The organism is Klebsiella sp. LY (assembly GCF_004010915.1).
Classification (GTDB): Bacteria; Pseudomonadota; Gammaproteobacteria; order Enterobacterales; family Enterobacteriaceae; genus Klebsiella; species Klebsiella quasipneumoniae.
In genome coordinates this window covers 4,970,221-4,993,512 of record NZ_CP022444.1, presented here as the reverse complement: position 1 = coordinate 4,993,512, position 23,292 = coordinate 4,970,221, and the positions used below count along the sequence as shown (strand labels likewise).

At 60.5% G+C, this 23,292-nt stretch carries 21 protein-coding genes; 9 read left to right on the top strand and 12 right to left on the bottom strand.

Features of this window, described 5'->3' with window-relative positions; genetic code table 11:
- The first annotated feature begins 35 nt into the window (after positions 1 to 35).
- Positions 36 to 1,688 carry a class I fumarate hydratase FumA gene (fumA, locus tag CE636_RS27515; RefSeq protein WP_094354850.1) on the top strand — a complete coding sequence of 551 codons (1,653 nt, stop codon included), beginning with the start codon at positions 36 to 38 and terminating at the stop codon, positions 1,686 to 1,688.
- Between the two features lie 164 nt (positions 1,689 to 1,852).
- Positions 1,853 to 3,469, top strand: a complete 1,617-nt coding sequence (locus CE636_RS27510; RefSeq protein ID WP_017901347.1) for a mechanosensitive ion channel family protein — start codon at positions 1,853 to 1,855, stop codon at positions 3,467 to 3,469.
- Positions 3,470 to 4,224: 755 nt separating this feature from the next.
- On the opposite strand, the gene pcaC is transcribed toward CE636_RS27510, so the two are convergent.
- Genes pcaC through CE636_RS27475 form a run of 6 tightly spaced genes read right to left on the bottom strand, consistent with a single transcriptional unit; the run spans position 4,225 to position 9,289 of the window.
- Positions 4,225 to 4,614 carry a 4-carboxymuconolactone decarboxylase gene (pcaC, locus tag CE636_RS27500; RefSeq protein WP_004886998.1) on the bottom strand — a complete coding sequence of 130 codons (390 nt, stop codon included), beginning with the start codon at positions 4,612 to 4,614 and terminating at the stop codon, positions 4,225 to 4,227.
- Positions 4,604 to 5,371 carry a 3-oxoadipate enol-lactonase gene (pcaD, locus tag CE636_RS27495; protein ID WP_004887001.1) on the bottom strand — a complete coding sequence of 256 codons (768 nt, stop codon included), beginning with the start codon at positions 5,369 to 5,371 and terminating at the stop codon, positions 4,604 to 4,606. The genes pcaC and pcaD overlap by 11 nt, the downstream gene beginning before the upstream one ends.
- Entirely contained in the window at positions 5,361 to 6,713 is a 1,353-nt protein-coding gene (locus CE636_RS27490; protein ID WP_017898693.1) for a 3-carboxy-cis,cis-muconate cycloisomerase, read from the bottom strand. Before CE636_RS27490 ends, pcaD begins: the two co-directional genes overlap by 11 nt.
- A gap of 9 nt (positions 6,714 to 6,722) precedes the next feature.
- Positions 6,723 to 7,925 carry a 3-oxoadipyl-CoA thiolase gene (pcaF, locus tag CE636_RS27485; RefSeq protein ID WP_017898694.1) on the bottom strand — a complete coding sequence of 401 codons (1,203 nt, stop codon included), beginning with the start codon at positions 7,923 to 7,925 and terminating at the stop codon, positions 6,723 to 6,725.
- Positions 7,926 to 7,935: 10 nt separating this feature from the next.
- Positions 7,936 to 8,592 carry a 3-oxoacid CoA-transferase subunit B gene (locus CE636_RS27480; RefSeq protein WP_004887008.1) on the bottom strand — a complete coding sequence of 219 codons (657 nt, stop codon included), beginning with the start codon at positions 8,590 to 8,592 and terminating at the stop codon, positions 7,936 to 7,938.
- 10 nt (positions 8,593 to 8,602) lie between these two features.
- Positions 8,603 to 9,289, bottom strand: coding sequence for a 3-oxoacid CoA-transferase subunit A (locus CE636_RS27475; RefSeq protein WP_004887011.1), 687 nt, complete (start codon positions 9,287 to 9,289; stop codon positions 8,603 to 8,605).
- A gap of 169 nt (positions 9,290 to 9,458) precedes the next feature.
- On the opposite strand from CE636_RS27475, the gene CE636_RS27470 reads away from it, so the two are divergent.
- Complete coding sequence (locus CE636_RS27470) at positions 9,459 to 10,265, top strand: IclR family transcriptional regulator domain-containing protein (protein WP_017898695.1); 807 nt, start codon at positions 9,459 to 9,461, stop codon at positions 10,263 to 10,265.
- On the opposite strand, the gene smrA is transcribed toward CE636_RS27470, so the two are convergent.
- Positions 10,262 to 10,825: a DNA endonuclease SmrA gene (smrA, locus tag CE636_RS27465; protein ID WP_004887017.1), complete on the bottom strand. Its 564-nt coding sequence runs from the start codon at positions 10,823 to 10,825 to the stop codon at positions 10,262 to 10,264. The two genes, CE636_RS27470 and smrA, sit on opposite strands and share 4 nt — an antisense overlap.
- Before the next feature lie 101 nt (positions 10,826 to 10,926).
- A complete protein-coding gene (locus CE636_RS27460; RefSeq protein ID WP_004887019.1) occupies positions 10,927 to 11,835 on the bottom strand; it encodes a LysR family transcriptional regulator in 909 nt (302 codons plus the stop codon).
- Positions 11,836 to 12,001: 166 nt separating this feature from the next.
- Here CE636_RS27460 and CE636_RS27455 point away from each other — a divergent pair, with 166 nt between their 5' ends.
- The 3 genes from CE636_RS27455 (at position 12,002) to abgT (ending at position 16,406) form a co-directional block, all read left to right on the top strand.
- Positions 12,002 to 13,312, top strand: coding sequence for a M20 family metallo-hydrolase (locus CE636_RS27455; RefSeq protein WP_017898696.1), 1,311 nt, complete (start codon positions 12,002 to 12,004; stop codon positions 13,310 to 13,312).
- Positions 13,312 to 14,757, top strand: coding sequence for a M20 family metallopeptidase (locus CE636_RS27450; protein WP_004887024.1), 1,446 nt, complete (start codon positions 13,312 to 13,314; stop codon positions 14,755 to 14,757). Before CE636_RS27455 ends, CE636_RS27450 begins: the two co-directional genes overlap by 1 nt.
- Positions 14,758 to 14,879: 122 nt before the next feature.
- Positions 14,880 to 16,406, top strand: coding sequence for a p-aminobenzoyl-glutamate transporter (gene abgT / locus CE636_RS27445; RefSeq protein ID WP_004887026.1), 1,527 nt, complete (start codon positions 14,880 to 14,882; stop codon positions 16,404 to 16,406).
- Between the two features lie 32 nt (positions 16,407 to 16,438).
- Here the strand turns inward: abgT and CE636_RS27440 are convergent, their stop codons facing one another.
- The gene (locus CE636_RS27440; protein ID WP_004887027.1) at positions 16,439 to 16,597 is read right to left on the bottom strand and encodes a hypothetical protein; all 159 of its coding nucleotides are present in this window, start codon (positions 16,595 to 16,597) and stop codon (positions 16,439 to 16,441) included.
- Between the two features lie 267 nt (positions 16,598 to 16,864).
- On the opposite strand from CE636_RS27440, the gene ogt reads away from it, so the two are divergent.
- From ogt to uspE, 3 genes are all read left to right on the top strand, one after another.
- Positions 16,865 to 17,380 (top strand): methylated-DNA--[protein]-cysteine S-methyltransferase, encoded by a 516-nt coding sequence (ogt, locus tag CE636_RS27435; RefSeq protein ID WP_025999092.1) that lies wholly within the window; start codon positions 16,865 to 16,867, stop codon positions 17,378 to 17,380.
- A gap of 194 nt (positions 17,381 to 17,574) precedes the next feature.
- The gene (gene fnr / locus CE636_RS27430; RefSeq protein WP_004887031.1) at positions 17,575 to 18,327 is read left to right on the top strand and encodes a fumarate/nitrate reduction transcriptional regulator Fnr; all 753 of its coding nucleotides are present in this window, start codon (positions 17,575 to 17,577) and stop codon (positions 18,325 to 18,327) included.
- 138 nt (positions 18,328 to 18,465) lie between these two features.
- The gene (gene uspE / locus CE636_RS27425; protein WP_004887033.1) at positions 18,466 to 19,416 is read left to right on the top strand and encodes a universal stress protein UspE; all 951 of its coding nucleotides are present in this window, start codon (positions 18,466 to 18,468) and stop codon (positions 19,414 to 19,416) included.
- Between the two features lie 119 nt (positions 19,417 to 19,535).
- On the opposite strand, the gene CE636_RS27420 is transcribed toward uspE, so the two are convergent.
- The 3 genes from CE636_RS27420 to pntA form a co-directional block, all read right to left on the bottom strand.
- Positions 19,536 to 19,724 (bottom strand): YdiH family protein, encoded by a 189-nt coding sequence (locus CE636_RS27420; protein ID WP_004887037.1) that lies wholly within the window; start codon positions 19,722 to 19,724, stop codon positions 19,536 to 19,538.
- Positions 19,725 to 19,872: 148 nt separating this feature from the next.
- Positions 19,873 to 21,261 carry a Re/Si-specific NAD(P)(+) transhydrogenase subunit beta gene (gene pntB, locus CE636_RS27415; RefSeq protein WP_004887040.1) on the bottom strand — a complete coding sequence of 463 codons (1,389 nt, stop codon included), beginning with the start codon at positions 21,259 to 21,261 and terminating at the stop codon, positions 19,873 to 19,875.
- A 10-nt stretch (positions 21,262 to 21,271) separates the two neighbouring features.
- Positions 21,272 to 22,801 carry a Re/Si-specific NAD(P)(+) transhydrogenase subunit alpha gene (gene pntA / locus CE636_RS27410; RefSeq protein ID WP_017898698.1) on the bottom strand — a complete coding sequence of 510 codons (1,530 nt, stop codon included), beginning with the start codon at positions 22,799 to 22,801 and terminating at the stop codon, positions 21,272 to 21,274.
- Positions 22,802 to 23,292 lie beyond the last annotated feature (491 nt).

Below are 23,292 nucleotides of genomic sequence, written 5' to 3'. Positions count from 1 at the left end.
CCCCGGCGGTTTTTATCTTTATGGAGTAAGTGATTATGTCGACTAAACCGTTTGTTTATCAGGATCCATTCCCGCTGGCGCACGACGATACCGAATACTATCTGCTCAGCAAAGAGCACGTCTCCGTCGCCGAGTTTGACGGCCAGGAAGTGCTGAAAGTGGAACCGCAGGCGCTGACCCTGCTGGCGCAACAGGCCTTCCACGATGCCGCCTTTATGCTGCGCGTCTCCCATCAGCAGCAGGTGGCCTCGATTCTGCTCGACCCGGAGGCCAGCGATAACGATAAGTATGTCGCCCTGCAGTTCCTGCGCAACTCGGAAATCGCCGCCAAAGGCGTCCTGCCCACCTGTCAGGACACCGGCACCGCCATCATCATGGGTAAAAAAGGCCAGCGCGTCTGGACCGGCGGCGGCGACGAAGCCGCCCTGGCGCAGGGCGTGTACAACACCTATATCGAAGATAACCTGCGCTACTCCCAGAACGCCCCGCTGGATATGTATAAAGAGGTCAACACTGGCACCAACCTGCCGGCGCAGATCGATCTCTACAGCGTCGACGGCGACGAATATAAATTCCTGTGCATGGCGAAAGGCGGCGGTTCCGCCAATAAAACCTATCTCTATCAGGAAACCAAAGCGCTGATCACCCCGGCGAAACTGAAAAACTATCTGGTCGAGAAGATGCGCACCCTCGGTACCGCCGCCTGCCCGCCGTACCACATCGCCTTTGTCATCGGCGGGACTTCGGCGGAAGCGACGCTGAAGACCGTCAAGCTGGCCTCCACCCGCTACTACGACGGCCTGCCGACCGAAGGCAACGAGCACGGTCAGGCGTTCCGCGATGTGCAGCTTGAACAGGAACTGCTGCAGGAAGCGCAAAACCTCGGCCTCGGCGCGCAGTTCGGCGGCAAATACTTCGCCCACGATATCCGGGTGATCCGCCTGCCGCGCCACGGCGCCTCCTGTCCGATCGGCATGGGCGTCTCCTGCTCCGCCGACCGCAACATCAAAGCCAAAATCAACCGCGACGGCATCTGGATTGAGAAGCTGGAGAGCAATCCGGGGAAATATATCCCTGAACATCTGCGTCAGCAGGGCGAAGGCAAGGTGGTCAGCATCAACCTGAATCAGCCGATGAGCGAGATCCTGGCGCAACTATCTGCCCATCCGGTTTCCACCCGCCTGAGCCTCAACGGCACCATTATCGTCGCCCGCGATATCGCGCACGCTAAGCTGAAAGAGCTGCTCGACAACGGCGAGGAACTGCCGCAGTACGTGAAAGATCATCCGATCTACTACGCCGGCCCGGCCAAAACGCCTGCCGGTTACGCCTCCGGCTCCCTCGGCCCGACCACCGCTGGCCGCATGGACTCTTACGTCGATCTGCTGCAGTCCCACGGTGCGAGCATGGTGATGCTGGCGAAAGGCAACCGCAGCCAGCAGGTCACCGACGCCTGCCACCAACACGGCGGCTTCTACCTCGGCAGCATCGGCGGCCCGGCGGCGGTGCTGGCGCAACAGAGCATCAAGAGCCTCGAGTGCGTGGCCTACCCGGAACTGGGGATGGAGGCTATCTGGAAAATCGAAGTGGAAGATTTCCCGGCGTTTATTCTCGTCGACGATAAAGGCAACGATTTCTTCCAGCAGATCCAGAACAAGCAGTGCGCTGGCTGTAAACAGCACGGCTAACACCCCCTTCTGGCGCTAACAGCAGGCCGTCGCCGTTCAGGTGACGGCTTTTTTTATGCCCGCGCCGCGCCAGCTTGAATTCACTTCCTGCCAGGCTATGCTCAACTACAAGTCCTACCTTGCTTGCTGAAAAATAACAATAATTCTCTTTCTCAGGTGCTTCTATGAACAGGATAAGCGTGGTTATCCTCTGGGTACTGGCGCTGCTCGCGTTACAGCCGGCGCTGGCCGCAGAGCCTCGGCAGCAGCCAACCGCTCGCGAAAAGGCGCGCACGGTATATATTTTCCACCAGCCGGTAGTGATGTTGCAGGCGACCTTTGGCCAGACCACGCCAGAAGAGCGCGTTTTGCGCACCCGCAGCGCCCTGCGCGCATTTACCGAGGATGATATTCGCCAGCCGCTGCGGGTCGTGCCGGTTGTTCGCTATGGTCAGCCGGGACGGCTGTTTCTGATGAACGGCAAACCGGTGCTGCTGTTGAGCCAGGCGGATCTCGACGAAGGTGATGATTTAACCCTCGACCAGGCGGCCCAGCGGGTGCTGGCGCGGATGGAAGCCCAGCGCACCGGCCTGCAGGAACAGTTCAATCAACGCTATCTGCTGATCTCCGCCGGTAAGGCCCTCGCCGGGGCGCTGCTGCTGGCGCTGTTTTACTACGGCGCCTTCCGCACCTGGCGGCGGGTACGGCGCTTTTTCCAGCTGCGGATCCTCGAAAAGCGCAGCGCTATTCCCCAGCACTGGCGGCGCTTTCTCGGCAATATCGAGGTCCGATTGTATGCCGCGCTGGCGATCTTCGTCGGTGTCCTGGCCTGTTACATCTGGCTGAGCTGGGCCTTCAGTCTGTTTCCCTGGACGCGCGTATGGAGTGAATCGCTGGGTGACTGGTCGCTGGGGGTAATCCGCGATATCTCGCTGTCGATTGTCGCTTCCCTGCCGGGGCTGATGATCGTGGTGCTTATTTTTCTCATTACCTGGCTCATCATTCGCCTGGTGAAGGTGGTTCTCGACCAGGTCGCCGCCGGCCGCATTCAGGTTCCCGGCATTCATCCGGAGACTGTGAGCGCTACCCGTCGGCTTATCTCGGTGGTCATCTGGTTGTTCGCCCTCTCCGCCGCCTACCCTTTTCTTCCCGGCGCCAACTCCCTTGCCTTCAAGGGCATCAGCGTGTTCTTCGGCCTGATGCTGACCCTCGGCTCGACCGGGGTAATGAACCATGCGATGAGCGGCCTGGTGCTAATCTACTCCAGGGCGCTGCGTAAAGGCGACTGGATCCGCCTCGCTGACAATGAGGGACAGGTCAGCGAGATTGGCGTCCTGGCGACCAAGATCCTCACCCGTGAGAATTACATCGTGACGGTACCGAACGCGGTGGTGGTGAGCGGCAAGATTGTCAATCTCAGCGCCGAGAGCAGCGACGGCGGGTTCAATCTCACTACCAGCGTCACCATCGGGTACGATACGCCCTGGCGCCAGGTTCATGCGCTGCTGGAGCTGGCGGCGAGACGCACCCCCGGGGTCGATCAGCAAATTGCGCCGGTGGTGCGTAAGCTGGGGTTGCTCGACTGGTACACCTCGTATGAGCTGCAGGTGCGCTTATTACCCGCGACGAAGCTGCCAGATGGCCGTAACGCGTTACACAGCAGCATTATCGATGTGTTTAACGAATTCGGGGTGCAGATTATGTCGCCGAACTATGTGATGCAGCCCCGAGCCGCAGTGGTGGTGCCGCAGGAAGCCTGGTACGCCGCCCCGGCTGTCGCGCCGCAGGAGCCTGAGAAATAAGGGTTAACGTATCGGGAATGTCGCCGGGTGGCGGCTGCGACTTACCCGGCCTACAGGATCCTCTCACAGGCTTACACCTCGCAGACCCGGCAAGCGCTGCGCCGCTGCGCAATCTATCGGCGCCGTACCCGCCATTATGCCGGGTGGCGGCTACGCCTTACCCGGCCTACGTACGTACGACCTGCCGTTAATTTATTCACCATTGTTGCTGAAACTGCCGATGCTGGCGGCCTCAACATCGCTGAGACGTTCCCGGAAGGCCGGGGCAGCCCGCATGGATGCGGGCTGAGGGCCGTGTTTTGCAGGGACGCTGCCTCGGCCCGACCCGATGCCTGCAGGGATAAGTCGAAGGCACCACGCAGTGGCGATTTTGCTGGCCGGAGCCCGGGGGTACAGGGGGCGGCGGCGACTGGCCGCCCCCTGTGCGCTCCCTGCGCCATAAGAGACATAACGCAGAAGATCAACCGGGAGCACAATCTGCCCGAAATTAACATAGACGTTGTAGCCCTGCCAAACGTTGTGGCCCTGCCAAACATAGTGCGAACAGGGACATTTCCGGTTGTGCCGTTATTTCGCCGGGTGGCGGCTACGCCTTACCCGGCCTACGGGGTCTACAGGCTATCTTCGCTTCCCAGGCCCGGCAAGCGCTGCGCCGCCGGGCAATCTATCGGCGTCATACCCGCCATTATGCCGGGTGGCGGCTACGCCTTACCCGGCCTACAACAACTGCCGGGCAATCCGACTCGGACGACGACTTAACCCCGCCCGGCGTCGATGTCGTCAAACACCTGCTGCGCCAGATGCATCGTGGCATTGGCCGCCGGCAGCCCGCAATACAGCGCAGAGTGCATGATCAGCTCTTTCAGCTCATCGCGGGTCACCCCGTTGTTAAACGACGCGCGTAGATGCATCTTCAGCTCCGCCTCGCGATTGAGAGCGATCAGCATGGCAATGGTGATCATGCTGCGGGTGTGGTGGTCGAGCCCCGGACGCGTCCAGGTCTCACCCCAGGCGTAGCGGGTGATAAAGTCCTGAAACTCGTCATTCAACGGCGTCAGATGCTGCAGGGTACGGTCGACGTGGGCGTCGCCCAACACTTTGCGCCGCACCGCCATTCCGTCCTGGTAGCGCTGTTTATCCTCCATGGCGTTCTCCCTGGAAAAAGCTCAGCAGCGCTGAAGTAAAGCTTTTCGCCGCCTCAATGTTTGACAGATGCGATGCCGGCAGAACCACCACCTGGGAAGCGGGGATCTGCTGCTGCAGAAAATTGGCGTCAGCGACCGTGGTGACAGGGTCACTTTCACCGGCGATGATTAACGTCGGCAGCGGGATCTGCCCCACTTCGCCCCGCAGGTCGGCGGCGGCCAGCGCCTCACAGCAGGCGGCATAGCCTTCGGCATCGGTATGGGTCAGCTGGTGACACAGGGCCTCCACCACCTCCGGCGCCTTCTGGCGAAACGCGTGGGTGAACCAGCGGTCCGCCGCCCCTGCGGCCACCACCGCCATTCCTTCCTGGCGTACCGCCCGCGCCCGCGACAGCCAGCTGGCCTGATCGCCGATGCGCGCCGCGGTGTTGGCGACGGCCAGACCATAAAAACGCTCTGGCGCAAAGCGGCCCAGCCACAGACCGGTCAGACCGCCCATCGAAATCCCGCAGAACCAGGCCCGGTCGATATTCAGATGATCGAGCAGCGCAATTACATCTTCCCCCAGCTGGGCGAGGGTCACTTTGCCATTTTTCGTCGTTTTACCGTGGCCGTGGGTGTCGTAGCGCAGCACTCGGAAATGGGCGGTTAGCGCCTCAATCTGCGGCTGCCACATCGCCCGGGTGGTGCCCAGCGAGTTGGAGAGAACGATAACCGGCGCACCTTCCGGTCCGTCGAGTTGATAATCAAGATTCATCATGTTGCTCCTGATAACGCGCCAGCACCTGGCGCACAAAGCATTCGGCGCTGCCGGTCGCCGTTGCCGGGTCCAGCAGCGTGGTTAAACGTTCGCGGGAGAGATACTGGCTGACCTGCGGATCCGCCGCGAGCAGATCGACCAGCGGACAGTGGCGGTCCAGCGCCTGACGGCACAGCGCCTCAATATGATGATGCGCCTCGGCTTTGCCGATGAATTCCGCCAGCGCCAGGGTCACCGCCTCAGCCATGATCAGCCCGTGGGTAATATCGAGGTCGGCGCGCATCTTCTGCGGGAAGACCTGCATGTCGCGCACCAGCGCCTCGCTTTGCGCCAGCGCCCCGCCCACCAGGGTAATCAGCTCCGGCAGCGTCTCCCACTCCGCCTGCCAGCCGCCCAGCGCCCGCTCGTGCTGCTGAATCTGGCTGGCGTAGAGGGTCGCCATCAGCCCCGGCGTGCGCTGGGCGGCGGTCAGGATCGCCGCGCAGGCCACCGGATTACGCTTATGCGGCATCGTCGACGAGCCGCCGCGCCCTTCCGCTACCGGCTCGCCCACCTCAGCCACTTCGGTCTGCATCAGCAGGGAGAAGTCGTTAGCGAATTTCCCCAGGGTGCCGCAGACGCCGGCGAACCAGGCGCCCGCCTCCAGCAGCCGATCGCGCTGGCTGTGCCACGGGGTATCCGGCAGCGTCAGACCAAGATTCTGCGCCAGCGCCTGGCCAACCGCCGGCCCTTTCTCTTTTAGCGCGTCCAGGGTCCCCGCGGCGCCGCCGAACTGCAGCACCAGCAGACGCGGACGCATCTCGCGCAGCCGCTGCTGCCAGCGCAGGAGCGCGTCGAGGGTACCCGCCAGCTTCAGGCCAAAGGTCACCGGCAGCGCGTGCTGCATCCAGGTCCGGCCCGGCATCACGGTATCGCGATAACGATCCGCCTGCCCGGCGAGGGCCGCCAACAGCTGCTCAAGCAGGGTCTCAGCGGCCTCCAGCGCCCCGCGCAGCTGGAGCACCAGACCTGTGTCGATGGCGTCCTGACTGGTGGCGCCCCAGTGAACGTAGCGCGCGGCGTCCGGATCGCGCGCTTTTACCTGGGCCGTCAGCTGTTTCACCAGCGGGATCGCCAGGTTACCCGCCCCCACCGCCGCCTCGCCGAGGGCGGTAAAATCGATCGCCTCGTGGCGGCAGGCGGCGACAATCGGCCCGACCGCCGCCGTCGGCACCATGCCGCAGGCGGCCTGCGCCTGGGCCAGCGCCGCTTCAAAATCCAGCATGCCCTGCACCCGCTGCGCGTCGCTGAACCAGTCGGTCAGCGGACTGCTGCGCAGCATCGGGGTCAACAAACTCATTCTGGCTCCTTAAGCACGTTCAATAATCAGGGCGATCCCCTGCCCGACGCCGATGCACATGGTGCACAGCGCGTAGCGGCCGCCGGTCCGTTTCAGCTGGTAAGCCGCGGTCATCGCCAGGCGGCCGCCGGAGGCGCCGAGCGGATGCCCCAGGGCGATCGCCCCGCCGTTGGGGTTCACATGGGCGGCATCGTCCGGTAAGCCCAAATCGCGGGTCACCGCCAGCGCCTGGGCGGCGAAGGCTTCATTCAGCTCGATGACATCCATCTGGGCTAACGTCAGGCCGGTCTGCGCCAGCACCTTCCGCACCGCCGGCGCCGGGCCAAAGCCCATAATGCGCGGCGCCACCCCCGCCGTCGCCACGCCGACCACCCGGGCCAGCGGTTGAAGATCGTTGGCCGCCAGCGCGGTTTCGCTGGCCAGAAGCAGCGCGCAGGCACCATCGTTAACGCCGGAAGCATTCCCGGCGGTGACGCTGCCGTCGGCGCGCACCACGCCGCGCAGTTTAGCCAGCGCCTCCAGCGAGGTGCTGCGCGGGTGTTCATCGCGGCTAAACCGCAGCGGCTCGCCTTTGCGCTGCGGTACCTGGACGGCGATCAGCTCATCGGCGAAACGTCCCGCCTCCTGGGCCGCGGCGGCGCGCAGTTGACTGCGCAAGGCGAACGCGTCCTGATCGGCGCGGGAAATGGCAAACTCATCGGCGACGTTTTCCGCCGTCTCCGGCATGGAATGGACACCGTACAAGGCTTTCATCTGCGGGTTAATAAAGCGCCAGCCGATGGTGGTATCTTCCATCTGCATGTTGCGGCTAAAGGCGCTCTCCGCTTTACCCATCACAAACGGCGCCCGGGACATGCTCTCCACCCCGCCGGCGATCATCAGCTGCGTTTCACCGCTTTTAATCGCCCGCGCCGCGACGCCGATCGCGTCGAGGCTGGAGCCACACAGGCGGTTGATGGTGCTACCGGGCACGCTCTCCGGCAGCCCGGCCAGCAGCAGCGCCATGCGCGCCACGTTGCGGTTGTCTTCCCCGGCCTGGTTGGCGCAGCCCAGAATCACATCGTCAATGCGCGAGGGATCCAGCCCCGGGTTACGCTCCAGCAGCGCTTTCAGCGGCAGCGCCGCGAGGTCGTCGGCGCGCATCGTCGCCAGAGTACCACCAAAACGGCCAAAGGGTGTACGCACCGCATCACAGATAAATGCCTGATTCATCATAGGTTCCTTACGCGCTTTCCGCCAGTTGTTCAAAGGTCAGCGTCACCGGAGTGATGCGCTGCAGCTCTTCAAAAGAGAGACCGTTAAAGATTTCCCGCACCACCGGGCCGCGGTCGGTAATGTCGATCACCGCCAGGTCGGTATAGATCCGGCTAACGCAGCCGACCCCGGTCAGCGGATAGCTGCACTGTTCCACCAGCTTGCACTCGCCGTCGCGGGTCAGATGGTCCATCATCACAAACACCTGGCGAGCGCCGATGGCCAGATCCATCGCCCCGCCGACCGCCGGGATAGCGTCCGGCGCGCCGGTGCTCCAGTTGGCGAGATCGCCGCTGGCGGAGACCTGATAGGCCCCCAACACGCAGATATCGAGATGGCCGCCGCGCATCATGGCAAAGGAGTCGCCATGGTGGAAATAGCAGCCGCCCTGCAGGAGGGTGACGTACTCTTTTCCGGCATTGATCAGCTCCGGATCTTCTTCGCCAGGCAGCGGTTTCGGCCCCATGCCCAGCAGGCCGTTCTCGCTATGCAGGAACACCTCTTTGTCGGCGGGCAGGTAATTGGCAATCCGGGTCGGCAGGCCAATACCGAGGTTAACGTAAGCGCCTTCGGGGATATCGCGGGCCACGCGCTGGGCCATTTCGTCACGGGTCAGTTTTTGCATCTCGGGCTCCTCAGGCGCGTTGTGCGGCAGTCAGGTTTTCCAGCGAGAAGAGGCGCTGGACGAAAATGCCGGGGGTGATAATGTGTTCAGGGTCGAGGTCGCCCAGCGACACCAGCTGCGAGACTTCAACGATGGTGGTTTTCGCCGCCGTCGCCATAATCGGACCAAAGTTGCGTGCCGCCTTGCGATACACCAGGTTGCCCCAACGGTCGCCCTGGTGAGCTTTAATCAGCGCGAAATCGGCTTTGATCGGATACTCCAGCACATAGTGGCGGCCGTCGATTTCCCGTGTCTCCTTCCCTTCCGCCAGCGGCGTGCCGTAGCCGGTGGGGGTAAAGACCGCGCCCAGCCCTGCGCCGGCGGCCTGGATCCGCGCCGCGAGGTTGCCCTGCGGCACCAGCTCAAGCTCCACTTTGCCGCGGCGATAGAGGTCATCAAAAATCTGTGAATCGACCTGGCGCGGGAAGGAGCAGATCATTTTGCGCACCCGGCCAGCCTTCAGCAGCGCCGCGAGCCCCACTTCTCCGTTGCCGGCGTTGTTATTAATGATGGTCAGGTCGCGGGCGCCCTGGTCAATCAGGGCGTCAATCAGAAAGGTCGGCTGGCCGGCAGGACCAAAGCCGCCGATCATAATAGTCGCCCCGTCGTGGATCCCGGCGATGGCCTCGCTCAGCGTCGATACGCTTTTATCAATCATCAGGTCGCTCCATTGATGTGCGGTAATCGCACTTTTATTCGTTGTTCGCACAAAATGTGACCCGCTTAACGATGTCGGTCAAGGGCGATAATCGAAATATGGTGCGATAATCGAACATCGGTTATCTTTAGCGAAAGAATGTGATCGATGGCAAATATGGGGAACAGAAATGGATAAGCATCCAGACGATTTACTGACCGGCGACGGCGATCCGTTTAAGGGCGATCCTAACTTTATGGCCTCGCTGGCGCGCGGCCTGGAGGTCATTCAGGCATTCACGCCGCAGCGGCCCCTGCTGTCTATCTCACAGATCAGTCAGAAGACCGGTATTCCGCGCGCCGCGGTGCGCCGCTGCCTGTATACCCTGAGCAAGCTGGGGTTCGTCTATGCCGAAGACGGTAAAAACTTTCAGCTACGGCCGCGGATCCTGGCCCTCGGTCACGCCTGGCTGGCCTCGACGCCGCTGGCGCGTTCGGCGCAGCCGGTGCTGCGGCATCTGAGCGAAATGCTCAACGAGTCCTGCTCCATCGCCACCCTCGATGGCGACGATATTCTGTATATCGCCCGCGCCTCCAGCTCGCGGATCATGACCATCGACCTCGATATCGGCAGCCGCCTTCCGGCGTGGGCGACCTCGATGGGCCGGGTGCTGCTCAGCCATCAGCCAGAGGAGAAGCTCAACGATATGCTGGCCAGGGTAACCATGATCCGCTATACCCCGCAGACGGTGGACTCGGTGGCGAAGCTGCGCACCGAGCTGAAACGGGTGCATCAACAGGGGTATGCCCTCAACGATCAGGAGCTGGAGATGGGCCTGCGCTCCCTCGCGGTACCGCTGTTTAACGCCCAGGGTCAGGTGCAGGCGGCGCTGAACGTCGGGGTGCATGCGGGCCAGATGTCGGCCCGCGAAATGATCGACCGCGTGCTGCCGGAGCTGCAAAAAGCCGCCCGCGAGCTGACGCTGCTGATGCGCTAACGGCTGCGCTTGGCGTGCTGCTCCCAGGTTTCCTGCTTCGCTTCGGCCGATTTACGCAGCGCGACATAGCAGGCGCCGCTGCCGCCGTGGTGCGGAAGCGCGGCGCAGAAGGCCTGCACCTCCGGCAACTCTTCCAGCCAGCGCGCCAGATAGCTGCGGATGATATTGGCGTGGGACTGATCGTCGCGGCCTTTGCCGTGAACGATCAGCACATTGCGTAACCCCTCTTTCTGCGCCTGCACCATAAAGGCGAAGAGCATCTGCCGGCACTGCTCCACCGGCTGGCGCAGCAGGGAGAGGCTCGCCTGCTGGCCGTATTTCCCCCGCCGCAGCTTATCCAGCACGCCGCTCTGCAGCCCTTCGCGCTTAAACTCCAGCGGCGTGGCGAGCGGTACGATATCGAGATAGCCGGTAGTGAGAAAATTATCCAGTTGCAGGGTGTCGACGCGCTGCGGGGCGCGACTGTTGCGCCCGGGATGCCAGTGCACGTCATTGTTACGTTTCAGGGGCTGGACATCTTCCATGGCGTCAAGAAACAGGGATTTGTCATCAAGGTTCATGGGCTCTCCTCCAGCGACTGTCGCCAGCTACTATAGCCGCCTCGCGCTCCCCCCTCAATGCGTTTATCCCCGTCTGCTGGCAAAGTGAGCGCGACGGGCGGTTAAGGAAACCATTGTCGACTCTGGCGGCGAAACAGGGTGATCAATGACGCCGTTAGCGGCGTCTGTCGGGTGTCGCGCCGCTGGATCAGAAAATAGGCCGCCGTCGGCAACGCTTCGCGGACGGGGATCATCATCAGCTTGTCCGCCATCAGCGGATCGTTGCCGAGCTCCACCGGCAGGATACTGAGAAAATCGCTTTTCACCACCAGGCTGATGCACGACGAGAAGGTCTCGCACACAATATTCACCTTTGGCGCCAGCCCGGCCTGATTAAACCTGTCCTGCAGCTGTTTAAAGTAGCTGCCGCGCGGCGTCGGCATGGTCCAGTGGTGATCCATCAGCTCCACCAGCGAGGTGGCCTGCGCCGCCGGATGCCCCGCGCGAGCGAACACCGCGAACGGTTTCTCAAACAGTTTTTCAAAGCTGAACTCATGGTCGTACGGCCCGGGATAGTAGGTATTGATGGTGAAATCCAGCTCTCCCTGGCGCAGCTCATTGATCATCGCCAGCAGCTGGCCCTCCATGATCCGCACCTTCACCTGAGGATGCTGCTGATGAAAGCGGCAGATCACCGACGGCATCAGCGACCGGGCGACGCTGGCGCCAAGGCCAATATTGATCTGCCCGGCCTGCTCTCCCTGACGCTGCAGCAGTTCATCCTGCGCCGCCCGCAGCTCCTCAAGGATCAGGCTCGCATGTTGATAAAAACTTTCGCCATTGTCAGTCAGCGCCACCCCCTGGCGGCGGCGGACGAACAACTGAGCGGAAAGCCCCTCCTCGAGCTCTTTAATCGCTTTGGTCAAGGCCGGCTGCGAGATCGCCAGCGAGCGGCTGGCGCCGCGAATACTCCCTTCCCGGGCCACCTCGACGAAGGCGCGAATTTGATGAAATTTGATCTGAAAGGCCATGCTTTTGGTGATAACCGTTGTTTATCAGACGCAAGAAAATGACATCTACTGTAATCCATCAGGCTGTGGCAGGTTAAGAGCGTTAAGGCCTGTAGCGTGTCAGTGATAAATAAAAGCTATCACATCGTGAACGCCATCACATTTTTTACTTATGACAGGATAAGCTATGCCGCAACTTGATGAATACCTGCGCCAGCTGGCGCCAGCCATGACCCAATGGCGCCGCGATTTTCACCTGCACGCTGAATCCGGCTGGCTGGAGTTTCGCACCGCCAGCAAGGTGGCGGAGATCCTCGACGGACTCGGCTACCAGCTGGCGCTTGGGCGTGACGTCATCGATGCCGACAGCCGGATGGGGCTGCCGGATGAGGAGACCCTGACCCTTGCTTTCGAGCGCGCTCGCGAGCAAGGGGCGCCGGAACGCTGGTTGCCGGCGTTTGAAGGCGGATTCGCCGGCGTGGTGGCGACGCTCGACACCGGACGTCCCGGCCCAACCCTGGCCTTTCGCGTCGACATGGACGCCCTCGACCTCAATGAGCAGCACGATGACAGCCACCGCCCCCATCGCGACCATTTCGCCTCCTGCAACGCCGGCATGATGCACGCCTGCGGCCACGATGGACATACCGCCATCGGGCTGGGGCTGGCGCATGTGCTCAAGCAGTATGTCGCCCAGCTCAATGGCGTCATTAAACTGATTTTCCAGCCTGCTGAAGAGGGTACCCGCGGCGCCCGCGCGATGGTGGCCGCCGGCGTGGTGGACGAGGTGGACTATTTTACCGCCATCCATATCGGCACCGGCGTCCCGGTCGGCACCGTGGTGTGCGGTGGCGACAACTTTATGGCCACCACCAAATTCGATGTGCAGTTCAGCGGCGTGGCCGCTCATGCCGGCGGCAAGCCTGAAGATGGGCGCAACGCGCTGCTCGCCGCCGCCCAGGCCGCCCTTGCCCTGCACGCCATCCCACCGCACAGCGCCGGCGCTTCGCGGGTCAACGTCGGGGTGATGCAGGCCGGCACCGGACGCAACGTGGTGCCCTCCTCGGCTCTGTTAAAAGTGGAAACCCGCGGCGAAAGCGAAGCCATCAACCAGTATGTTTTTGACCGGGCGCAGCACGTCATCGCCGGGGCCGCGGCGATGTATCAAGCCGGGTACGAGTTACGCATGATGGGGGCCGCCACCGCCAGCGCCCCGTCGCCGGCGTGGGTGGCGTACCTGCGCGAACAGGCCGCGCGGGTGCCCGGCGTGCAGCAGGCGGTGGATCGCATCGCCGCCCCGGCGGGATCGGAAGACGCCACCCTGATGATGGCCCGGGTCCAGGCGCGCGGCGGCCTTGCGTCATACATGATATTCGGCACCGAACTGAGCGCCGGTCATCACAACGAGAAGTTTGACTTCGACGAGAGCGTAATGACGGTCGCGGTCGACACCCTGGCGCGCGTCGCGCTTAACTTTCCCTGGCAGCGGGGGGTGTGATGGACCCGATTTTTCAGTTTGTTGAAGAGGTAATTGAGGCAAGCCGCGAGACCTATTGCGCCATCGCCGATGATATCTGGGACCACCCGGAGACGCGCTTTGAGGAGTTCTGGTCCGCCCGGCGGCTGGCGGACGCCCTGGAAGCGGAAGGTTTCCAGCTAACCCGTGATGCTGGCGGGATCCCCAATGCTTTTATCGCCAGCGTCGGCGAGGGCCAACCGGTTATTGCCCTGCTGGGCGAGTTTGACGCCCTGGCGGGTCTCAGCCAACAGGCCCATTGCGCGGAGCCGACATCGTCAACGCCAGGGGGCAACGGTCACGGCTGCGGGCACAATCTGCTCGGGACAGCGGCTTTCGCCGCGGCGGTTGCCGCCAAAAAATGGCTGCAGCAGCACGGCGGCGCGGGCACCCTGCGCTTCTACGGTTGCCCGGGGGAAGAAGGCGGCTCGGGCAAAACGTTCATGGTGCGCGAAGGGCTGTTTGATGACGTCGATGCGGCCCTTACCTGGCATCCGGAGGCCTGGGCCGGGATGTTCAGCACCCGCACTCTCGCCAACATTCAGGCGGCGTGGCGCTTTACCGGCACCGCCGCCCACGCCGCCAATTCGCCGCACCTGGGGCGAAGCGCCCTGGACGCAGTCACCCTGATGACCACCGGCAGCAACTTCCTGAATGAACATATTATCGAGAAGGCGCGGGTTCATTACGCCATTACCGATACCGGCGGCGTCTCGCCCAACGTCGTCCAGGCCCAGGCGGAAGTGCTGTATCTGATCCGCGCCCCGGAGATGGCAGATGTAGAACAGATCTTCGCCCGCATTGAGAAGATTGCCCAGGGGGCCGCGCTGATGACCGAGACCCACGTCAACTGCCGCTTTGAAAAAGCCTGTTCCAGCTATCTGCCCAACCGCACGCTCGAAGCGGCGATGTATCAGGCGGTAGCGCATTACGGCACGCCGGCATGGAGCGACGACGATCGCGCCTTTGCCGCGGCGATCCGCGCCACTCTCAGCGCCAACGATATCAACAACAGCCTGAACAATATCGCCGGCACCGGCGGCGAGGCGGGGAAAACCTTCGCTCGTCGCCACCGCGATACGCTGCTGATTGATGAGGTGGCGCCGTGGGCGGCCACGGATACGATTCTCGCCGGCTCCACCGACGTCGGCGACGTCAGCTGGAAAGCGCCGGTGGCCCAATGCTTCAGCCCCTGCTTCGCGGTGGGTACCCCGCTGCACAGCTGGCAGCTGGTGAGCCAGGGACGCACCGCCATCGCCCATAAAGGGATGCTGCTGGCGGGGAAAGTCCTCGCGGCGACGGCGATCCGTTTATTCAGCGACCGCGCGCTGCTGGAGGCCAGCCAGCGAGAGCTCAGGCAGGCGCTGGCCGAACATCCTTACCGCTGCCCGATTCCGGCGGAGGTGAGACCGTCGGTTTTACGATAACCATAAGACCAGACCGCTCCTGACAGACGCTGACCGGCATAGCGGCACGCACCGACCATAATAACCGCCGGCAGTACGGGAGCAGGCCTGCCCAACACAACAACGACAACAGAGGAACGCCCATGAGTATGTCATCCATACCGTCGCCTTCCCCCGCCGGAAAGCGCTATGGCTGGGTAGAGAAGATCGGTAATAAGATCCCGCACCCGTTTTTGCTGTTTATCTATCTTATCGTGGCGCTGATCGCCGCCACGGCGATACTCTCCGCCTTCAACGTCGGGGTGCAAAACCCGGCGGACGGGTCGCGGGTGGTGGTCAAAAACCTGCTCAGCGTGGAAGGGCTGCACTGGTTTTTACCGAACGTGATTAAAAACTTCAGCGGTTTCGCGCCGCTGGGGGCGATCCTCGCCCTGGTGTTGGGCGCCGGCTTTGCCGAGCGGGTGGGCCTGTTGCCCGCGCTGATGGTCAAGATGGCCTCCCACGTTAGCGCCCGTTATGCCAGCTATATGGTGCTATTCATCGCCTTTTTCAGCCATATCTCTTCCGACGCCGCGCTGGTGATCATGCCGCCGCTGGGGGCGCTGATGTTTCTCGCTGTCGGTCGGCATCCGGTCGCCGGCCTGCTGGCGGCGATAGCCGGCGTGGGCTGCGGCTTTACCGCCAATTTACTGATCGTCACCACCGACGTGCTGCTCTCCGGGATCAGCACCGAGGCGGCCAAATCCATCGATGCCTCTCTGCACGTCAGCGTGATCGACAACTGGTACTTTATGGCGACCTCGGTGATCCTCCTGACCCTCGTCGGCGGTTTAATCACTGACAAGCTGGTGGAGCCGAGGCTGGGACAGTGGCAAGGCAGCCGCGACGAAAAGCTGCAAACCCTGACCACTGAGGAGCGTTTCGGCCTGCGCATCGCCGGCGTGGCGACGCTGGCGTTTGTGGCGGTCATCGCCCTGATGGTGGTTCCTGAAAACGGCATTCTTCGCGATCCGGTTCAGCACACGGTGATGCCCTCGCCGTTTATCAAAGGCATCGTGCCGCTGATCATCTTTTTCTTCTTTGTCGTGTCGCTGGCTTACGGCATCGCCACTGGCAAAATTCGCCGTCAGGCCGATCTGCCGCAGTTGATGATTGAGCCGATGAAAGAGATGGCTGGATTTATCGTGATGGTCTTCCCGCTGGCGCAGTTCGTGGCGATGTTCAACTGGAGCAATATGGGCAAGTTTATGGCCGTTGGCCTGACGGACCTGCTGGAGAGCGCCGGCATGAACGGCGTCCCGGCGTTTGTCGGTCTGGCGCTGCTGTCGGCGTTTCTGTGCATGTTTATCGCCAGCGGCTCGGCCATCTGGTCGATTCTGGCGCCGATCTTCGTGCCGATGTTTATGCTGCTGGGCTTCCACCCGGCGTTTGCGCAGATCCTGTTTCGCATCGCCGATTCATCGGTGCTGCCGCTGGCGCCGGTTTCACCGTTTGTACCGCTGTTTCTCGGTTTTTTACAGCGCTACCGACCCGACGCCCGCCTCGGGACTTACTACTCGCTGGTGCTCCCTTACCCGCTGATTTTTCTCGCCGTCTGGCTGCTGTTGCTGGTGGGCTGGTATCTGGCAGGACTGCCCATCGGCCCTGGCATTTATCCGCGGCTCCCTTAAGCCGTTGAAGCGCCAGGGACGGCTGCTTACTCTTAACGCGGCACCTTCATTTTGACCTTACGGGGGACATCTGCGGCTCCGGCGAAGAAGCCGAAAAGCGCGCGATACCCGCGTTCGAGCAACAGCGTGAGGCCGTGGATAACCAGGCCGCTGAAGATCAATACGATTACACCAGTCAGTATATATTGCATAGCCCCACCTCTGAGTTATTAACCGCGCCGCGACGACGCGGTGGCACCTTCCCGGGCGCGCAAAGCGGCGCGGAGGACCGGCGTCGTCAGCTTAAAAGTAGCAAAAACCATGCCCGATAACCCGCCAGGATCGATCCAAAAATAAATCAACGTACAGGCCGCAGGAAGCCGGCCGGGAATACGGGTTTATCTTTTGGGAGTATAGTTGACCGCCGCCGGCGCGTGGTATCGTGTGGCCCTCGTGTACGATGGTGGATGACCGAAACGATGTTGACCTTGCTGCAGGATAAAATGGATACCCCGCTGGGGGCGCTGTGGGTACTCTGCGACGAACAGTTTAATTTACGCGCCGTCGAGTGGGACGAGCACCGCGATCGGATGGAAACCCTGCTCGACGTACACTATCGCCGGGAAGGCTATCAGCGCGTTGACTGCCGCAATCCGGGCGGTCTCAGCAGTAAGCTGAACGACTATTTTGCCGGCAACCTGGCCGTTATCGAGACCCTGCCTACCGCCACCGCCGGCACCCCTTTCCAGCGCCAGGTCTGGCAGGCGTTGCGCGATATCCCCTGCGGCCAGGTGATGCACTACGGTCAGCTGGCCGAAGCGCTCGGTCGTCCCGGCGCGGCACGCGCGGTGGGGGCCGCCAATGGCGCCAACCCGGTGAGTATTGTGGTGCCTTGCCATCGGGTCATCGGACGTAACGGTACGATGACCGGCTATGCCGGCGGCGTGCAGCGTAAAGAGTGGCTTCTGCGCCACGAGGGCTATCTGTTGCTTTGACTGAAAATGCCTTTTCTGGAATTTTCAGGTAATTTTACAATCAAATGTGGCTGAATAATCTATTTTTAATCAAGCAGATATCAGCCTGTTTTGATTTCCCCTGCTGATATTACGTGTTTCAGAGCCTGAAGACTTACCTGCTCATCAAAAAGATGTTAAAATTGACCAATATCAATTAAGGCCTGAGCAGACATATGATCCCTGAGAAGCGAATTATTCGACGCATTCAGTCTGGCGGTTGTGCTATCCATTGTCAGGATTGCAGTATCAGCCAGCTCTGCATCCCCTTTACTCTGAACGAGCACGAGCTTGATCAGCTGGATAATATTATCGAGCGGAAAAAGCCCATCCAGAAAGGTCAAACCTTGTTCAAAGCCGGTGATGAGCTGAAATCGTTGTATGCCATTCGCTCCGGGACCATCAAAAGCTACACCATCACCGAGCAAGGCGATGAGCAGATTACCGGCTTCCACCTGGCGGGCGATCTGGTGGGCTTTGACGCCATCGGCACCGGCCTGCACCCGAGCTTCGCCCAGGCGCTGGAAACGTCGATGGTATGCGAGATCCCCTTTGAAACCCTCGACGATCTTTCCGGAAAAATGCCGAATCTGCGTCAGCAGATGATGCGCCTGATGAGCGGTGAGATCAAAGGCGACCAGGATATGATCCTGCTGCTTTCCAAAAAGAACGCCGAAGAGCGCCTGGCCGCGTTTATCTATAACCTGTCCCGCCGTTTCGCGCAGCGCGGTTTCTCTCCCCGTGAGTTCCGTCTGACCATGACCCGCGGCGACATTGGCAACTATCTCGGCCTCACCGTCGAAACCATCAGCCGTCTGCTGGGGCGTTTCCAGAAGAGCGGCATGCTGGCGGTGAAAGGCAAATACATCACCATTGAAAACGGCGACCTGCTGGCCCAGCTGGCCGGTCAGGCGCGTAACGTCGCTTAATCTCCGCGCAACACCTGGTCAGGATCGGCAATTTTTTCAGATTTGTTGATCTGACCAGGCTCCTCCCCTGTTTCAATTCATCCATATAGGTTATCTTTTTAATAACTGACGGTAGCTGCAGTTGTAAGGAGACCCTGTATGGCGAAGTATCAGAGCATGCTGGTAGTAATCGATCCTAACCAGGACGACCAGCCGGCACTAAGGCGAGCGGTGTACCTGCACCAACGGATTGGTGGACGCATCAAAGCCTTTTTGCCGATCTATGATTTTTCTTATGAAATGACCACCCTGTTGTCGCCGGATGAACGGACGGCGATGCGTCAGGGCGTCATTGCCCAACGAACGGCCTGGATCCGCGAGCAGGCGAAATTCTATCTTGAATCCGGTGTGCCGATTGACGTGAAGGTGGTGTGGCACAACCGCCCCTTCGAAGCCATTATTCAGGAAGTGATCAGTGAGAAACACGACCTGCTGCTGAAGATGGCCCACCAACACGACAAGCTGGAAGCGGTGATCTTCACCCCGACCGACTGGCATCTGCTGCGTAAGTGCCCTTGCCCGGTCTGGATGGTGAAAGACCAGCCATGGCCAGAAGGCGGTAAAGCGCTGGTCGCCGTCAATCTGGCCAGCGAAGAAAATTATCACAACACCCTCAACGAGAAGCTGGTGCGCGAGACCCTGTCGCTGGCGGAAGAAGTCAACCACACTGAAGTGCACCTTATCGGCGCCTATCCGGTCACCCCGATCAATATCGCGATTGAGCTGCCGGATTTCGATCCCAGCGTCTACAACGACGCCATCCGCGGCCAGCATCTGCTGGCGATGAAAGCCCTGCGGCAGAAGTTTGGCATTGACGAGAAATTCACCCACGTGGAAAAAGGGTTGCCTGAGGAGGTGATCCCGGATCTCGCCGAGCATCTGCAGGCGGGGATCGTGGTGCTGGGTACGGTCGGACGAACCGGCCTCTCCGCGGCGTTCCTTGGCAATACCGCGGAGCAGGTTGTCGACCACCTGCGCTGCGATCTGCTGGTGCTTAAACCAGAGGCCTATCAGACGCCGGTGGAACTGGACGACGACGACGACGATTAATCTTCCCTCCCGGAACGTTCATCATCCCCCGCCTCGCGGGGGATTTTTTTGCCCGCTTTCCCTCAGGCACAAAAAAGGGCCGCTTGCGGCCCCGTCATGGCATGGCGACCCTGAACGACTCAGTGGATACCCAGACGCCAGGCCAGATCGATCTCTTCTTTCAGCTCCAGCGAGGAGAGCGCCATCAGGTCAGCAAACTCCAGTTCCAGCAGTTTAAGTTTTTTCAGATACTGCGCTGGAGTCATGACGGTGGTGTCGCGGCGTAAGAATTCGATGGCCATCTGCGTTGGGGTTAACTCGGTATCCATAATATCCTCTGTCTGATGTAAGAACCGGAACATTATATCACCTTTTACCGCTTATTTTATGAACAATCCCTGGCATCCTTGTGCATATAAAAAAGCCGTCTCACAGGAGACGGCTTATAAACAAACGTTGTAAAACAATAATGTTACATTACAGCGCTTTCAGGATCGCATCGACGCTGGCTTTGGCATCACCGAACAGCATATGGGTGTTCTCTTTAAAGAACAGCGGGTTCTGTACGCCGGCGTAACCGGTGTTCATCGAACGCTTAAAGACCACCACGTTCTGCGCTTTCCACACCTCAAGCACCGGCATGCCGGCGATCGGGCTCTTCGGATCGTCCTGCGCCGCCGGGTTGACGGTATCGTTAGCGCCGATGACCAGCACGGTGTCGGTATCGCTGAAATCATCGTTGATCTCATCCATCTCCAGCACGATGTCGTAAGGCACTTTAGCCTCCGCCAGCAGGACGTTCATATGTCCCGGTAGACGGCCGGCGACCGGGTGAATGCCAAAGCGCACCTTAATGCCACGCGCCCGCAGCTTCTCGGTAATTTCTGCCACCGGATACTGCGCCTGGGCCACCGCCATACCATAGCCCGGGGTGATGATGACCGAGTGCGAATTTTTCAGCATCTCCGCCGTCTCTTCGGCGCTAATTTCGCGGTGCTCGCCCACTTCTTCATCGCCACCGCTGGAGGAGCCATCGGTGCCGAAGCCGCCGGCGATCACGCTGATAAAGGAGCGGTTCATCGCCTTACACATAATGTAAGAGAGGATGGCGCCGGAAGAGCCCACCAGCGCACCGGTGACGATCAGCAGGTCATTGCTCAGCATAAAGCCCGCCGCCGCCGCCGCCCAGCCCGAGTAGGAGTTGAGCATCGAGACCACCACCGGCATGTCCGCGCCGCCGATGGAGGCCACCAGGTGCCAGCCGAAGGCCAGCGCGATCGCGGTCATCACCAGCAGGCACAGGACCTGGGTGCCGGTGCTGTCGGAGCGCACAAAAATCACCATCAGGATGAAGGAAACCACCAGCGCCGCCAGGTTAAGCTTATGGCGATTAGGCAGCATCAGCGGTTTGGAGGAGATCTTGCCGCGCAGTTTACCAAACGCCACTACCGAACCGGTGAAGGTCACCGCGCCGATGAAGATGCCGAGGAACACTTCGGTCAAATGGATATTGACCAGAATCTGCTCCATGCCGGTTTCATGCTGCAGGTAGCTGTTAAACCCTACCAGCACCGCCGCCAGGCCCACGAAGCTGTGCAGGATGGCCACCAGCTCCGGCATCTCGGTCATTTCGACCTTCTTCGCCAGACGAATACCGATTGCCCCACCGATCACCATCGCGAGGATAATCCAGCCGACGTTGCCGGCGTCCGGACCCAGAATAGTGGCGATCAGGGCGATGGCCATCCCGGCGATGCCGAAATAGTTGCCCTGCTGCGAGGTTTCGTGTTTCGACAGACCCGCCAGGCTGAAAATAAACAGGATTGCAGCAACAATGTATGCAGCTGTAACTAATCCACCAGACATGTGCTACCCCTTATCCTTTGCGAAACATTTTCAGCATGCGCTGAGTCACGGTAAAACCACCGAAAATATTAATGCTGGCGATCAGTACCGCGATAAAGCTCAGGAAGCTGACCCAGCCGCCGTGGCCTATCTGCAGCAACGCGCCAACCACGATAATGCCCGAAATGGCGTTCGTCACCGACATCAGCGGCGTATGCAGCGCATGGGAGACATTCCATACCACGTAGTAACCCACCACGCAGGCCAGCGCGAAGACAGTGAAATGGCCGAGGAACTCTTTAGGCGCCACGTTGGCCAGCCAGCCGAAGAGAATAATCGCCAGCGCTATCAGCGCATATTTGCGCCACGGCGACGCCGGTTTCACCTCTTCTTTCGGCGCTTCCACTTTTTTCGCCGCGGCCTGCGGCTGAGCGGAGACCTGAATCGGCGGCGCCGGCCAGGTGATTTCGCCTTCACGCACCACGGTCACACCGCGCACCACCACGTCATCGAAATCGATGACGATATTGCCGTCTTTCTCTTTGCACAGCAGCTTCAGCAGGTTCACCAGGTTGGTGCCGTAGAGCTGGGAGGACTGGGTCGGCAGACGGCCTGGCAGGTCGGTATAACCGATAATTTTCACGCCGTTGGCGGTGGTCACCACTTCGCCCGGCACGGTGTACTCGCAGTTGCCGCCGTTTTGCGAGGCGAGATCGACCACCACGCTGCCCGACTTCATGGCGTCAACCATTTCCCGGGTGATCAGCTTCGGCGCCGGCTTGCCCGGAATTAACGCCGTGGTGACGATAATATCGACCTCTTTCGCCTGGGCGGCGAACAGCGCCATTTCGGCCTGAATAAAGGCCTCGGACATCACCTTGGCATAGCCGTCGCCGCTGCCCGCTTCCTCTTTAAAATCCAGTTCGAGGAATTCGGCGCCCATACTCTGCACCTGCTCCTTCACTTCCGGACGGGTATCGAAGGCGCGAACAATCGCCCCCAGGCTGTTGGCGGCGCCAATCGCCGCCAGACCGGCCACCCCGGCACCGATAACCATCACCTTGGCGGGCGGAACTTTGCCTGCCGCGGTAATCTGCCCGGTAAAGAAACGGCCGAATTCATGGGCCGCTTCAACGATAGCGCGGTACCCGGCGATATTGGCCATTGAGCTGAGCGCATCCAGCGACTGGGCGCGGGAGATACGCGGCACCGAATCCATCGCCATCACGTTGATATTGCGGGCCGCCAGTTTTTCCATCAGCTGCGGATTTTGCGCCGGCCAGATAAAACTAATCAGCGTGGTTCCTGGATTCAACAGGGCAATTTCATCGTCATTCGGGGCATTGACCTTGAGAATGACATCAGACTGCCACACCTCGTCGCCGGTCACGATCTCAGCCCCCGCCTGGGCGAAGGCCTCATCGTCAAAGCTGGCCAGCTTCCCGGCGCCGCTTTCTACCGCGACGCTAAAGCCGAGTTTGAGCAACTGCTCAACGGTCTTCGGCGTGGCGGCGACCCGGGTCTCCTGGGCTAGCCTTTCTTGTGGTACACCAATACGCATAGTTTTCCCTTCCATCGGTTTTTGATGATGGTTTACTTTTCTGACCAACAACGACAGGACGGCAAAATCGTCCTCGCCGTCTTTCGCTGTCTGCAAAATGAAACAGTAACAAACTTTTTATAACCTACTGAAAATAGCGATTGTGATCTACAGCGATAAAACAGAAATTTTGATTTTATTGCTTATTGTCAGCACAGATGGTTCCGGGCAGCAATATTTACCTGAATTTGCCTTTCAGGCCTGATAATCCGCTTATCCAGTGGTATAAAACGCCATTTATCGCCATTGAGATCATTGTATTAACATTACATTAACTAATAAAAGTGGTATCGATTATCGTTTTTGCTGGTCAAGCGGCTGTTTTTTCAACATATCGAAAAATGTTATCTTTCCGTGGTATACGATTCGGGCGGCAAGCAAAAAATGACGCAGACAGTCACAGCGATTAAATGCAATAATCAAACGTTTTCAGTCAACAACAACACCAGTAT

Coding starts and splice junctions, on each gene's coding strand:
- CE636_RS27440 (WP_004887027.1), bottom strand. CDS start 16,597: ATGCAATATATACTGACTGGTGTAATCGTATTGATCTTCAGCGGCCTG.
- CE636_RS27420 (WP_004887037.1), bottom strand. CDS start 19,724: ATGGATACCGAGTTAACCCCAACGCAGATGGCCATCGAATTCTTACGC.
- CE636_RS27450 (WP_004887024.1), top strand. CDS start 13,312: ATGGACCCGATTTTTCAGTTTGTTGAAGAGGTAATTGAGGCAAGCCGC.
- pntA (WP_017898698.1), bottom strand. CDS start 22,801: ATGCGTATTGGTGTACCACAAGAAAGGCTAGCCCAGGAGACCCGGGTC.
- smrA (WP_004887017.1), bottom strand. CDS start 10,825: ATGAACCTTGATGACAAATCCCTGTTTCTTGACGCCATGGAAGATGTC.
- CE636_RS27510 (WP_017901347.1), top strand. CDS start 1,853: ATGAACAGGATAAGCGTGGTTATCCTCTGGGTACTGGCGCTGCTCGCG.
- pntB (WP_004887040.1), bottom strand. CDS start 21,261: ATGTCTGGTGGATTAGTTACAGCTGCATACATTGTTGCTGCAATCCTG.
- CE636_RS27480 (WP_004887008.1), bottom strand. CDS start 8,592: ATGCAAAAACTGACCCGTGACGAAATGGCCCAGCGCGTGGCCCGCGAT.
- CE636_RS27470 (WP_017898695.1), top strand. CDS start 9,459: ATGGATAAGCATCCAGACGATTTACTGACCGGCGACGGCGATCCGTTT.
- pcaF (WP_017898694.1), bottom strand. CDS start 7,925: ATGAATCAGGCATTTATCTGTGATGCGGTGCGTACACCCTTTGGCCGT.
- CE636_RS27475 (WP_004887011.1), bottom strand. CDS start 9,289: ATGATTGATAAAAGCGTATCGACGCTGAGCGAGGCCATCGCCGGGATC.
- fumA (WP_094354850.1), top strand. CDS start 36: ATGTCGACTAAACCGTTTGTTTATCAGGATCCATTCCCGCTGGCGCAC.
- CE636_RS27455 (WP_017898696.1), top strand. CDS start 12,002: ATGCCGCAACTTGATGAATACCTGCGCCAGCTGGCGCCAGCCATGACC.
- ogt (WP_025999092.1), top strand. CDS start 16,865: ATGTTGACCTTGCTGCAGGATAAAATGGATACCCCGCTGGGGGCGCTG.
- CE636_RS27490 (WP_017898693.1), bottom strand. CDS start 6,713: ATGAGTTTGTTGACCCCGATGCTGCGCAGCAGTCCGCTGACCGACTGG.
- pcaC (WP_004886998.1), bottom strand. CDS start 4,614: ATGGAGGATAAACAGCGCTACCAGGACGGAATGGCGGTGCGGCGCAAA.
- uspE (WP_004887033.1), top strand. CDS start 18,466: ATGGCGAAGTATCAGAGCATGCTGGTAGTAATCGATCCTAACCAGGAC.
- fnr (WP_004887031.1), top strand. CDS start 17,575: ATGATCCCTGAGAAGCGAATTATTCGACGCATTCAGTCTGGCGGTTGT.
- abgT (WP_004887026.1), top strand. CDS start 14,880: ATGAGTATGTCATCCATACCGTCGCCTTCCCCCGCCGGAAAGCGCTAT.
- CE636_RS27460 (WP_004887019.1), bottom strand. CDS start 11,835: ATGGCCTTTCAGATCAAATTTCATCAAATTCGCGCCTTCGTCGAGGTG.
- pcaD (WP_004887001.1), bottom strand. CDS start 5,371: ATGAATCTTGATTATCAACTCGACGGACCGGAAGGTGCGCCGGTTATC.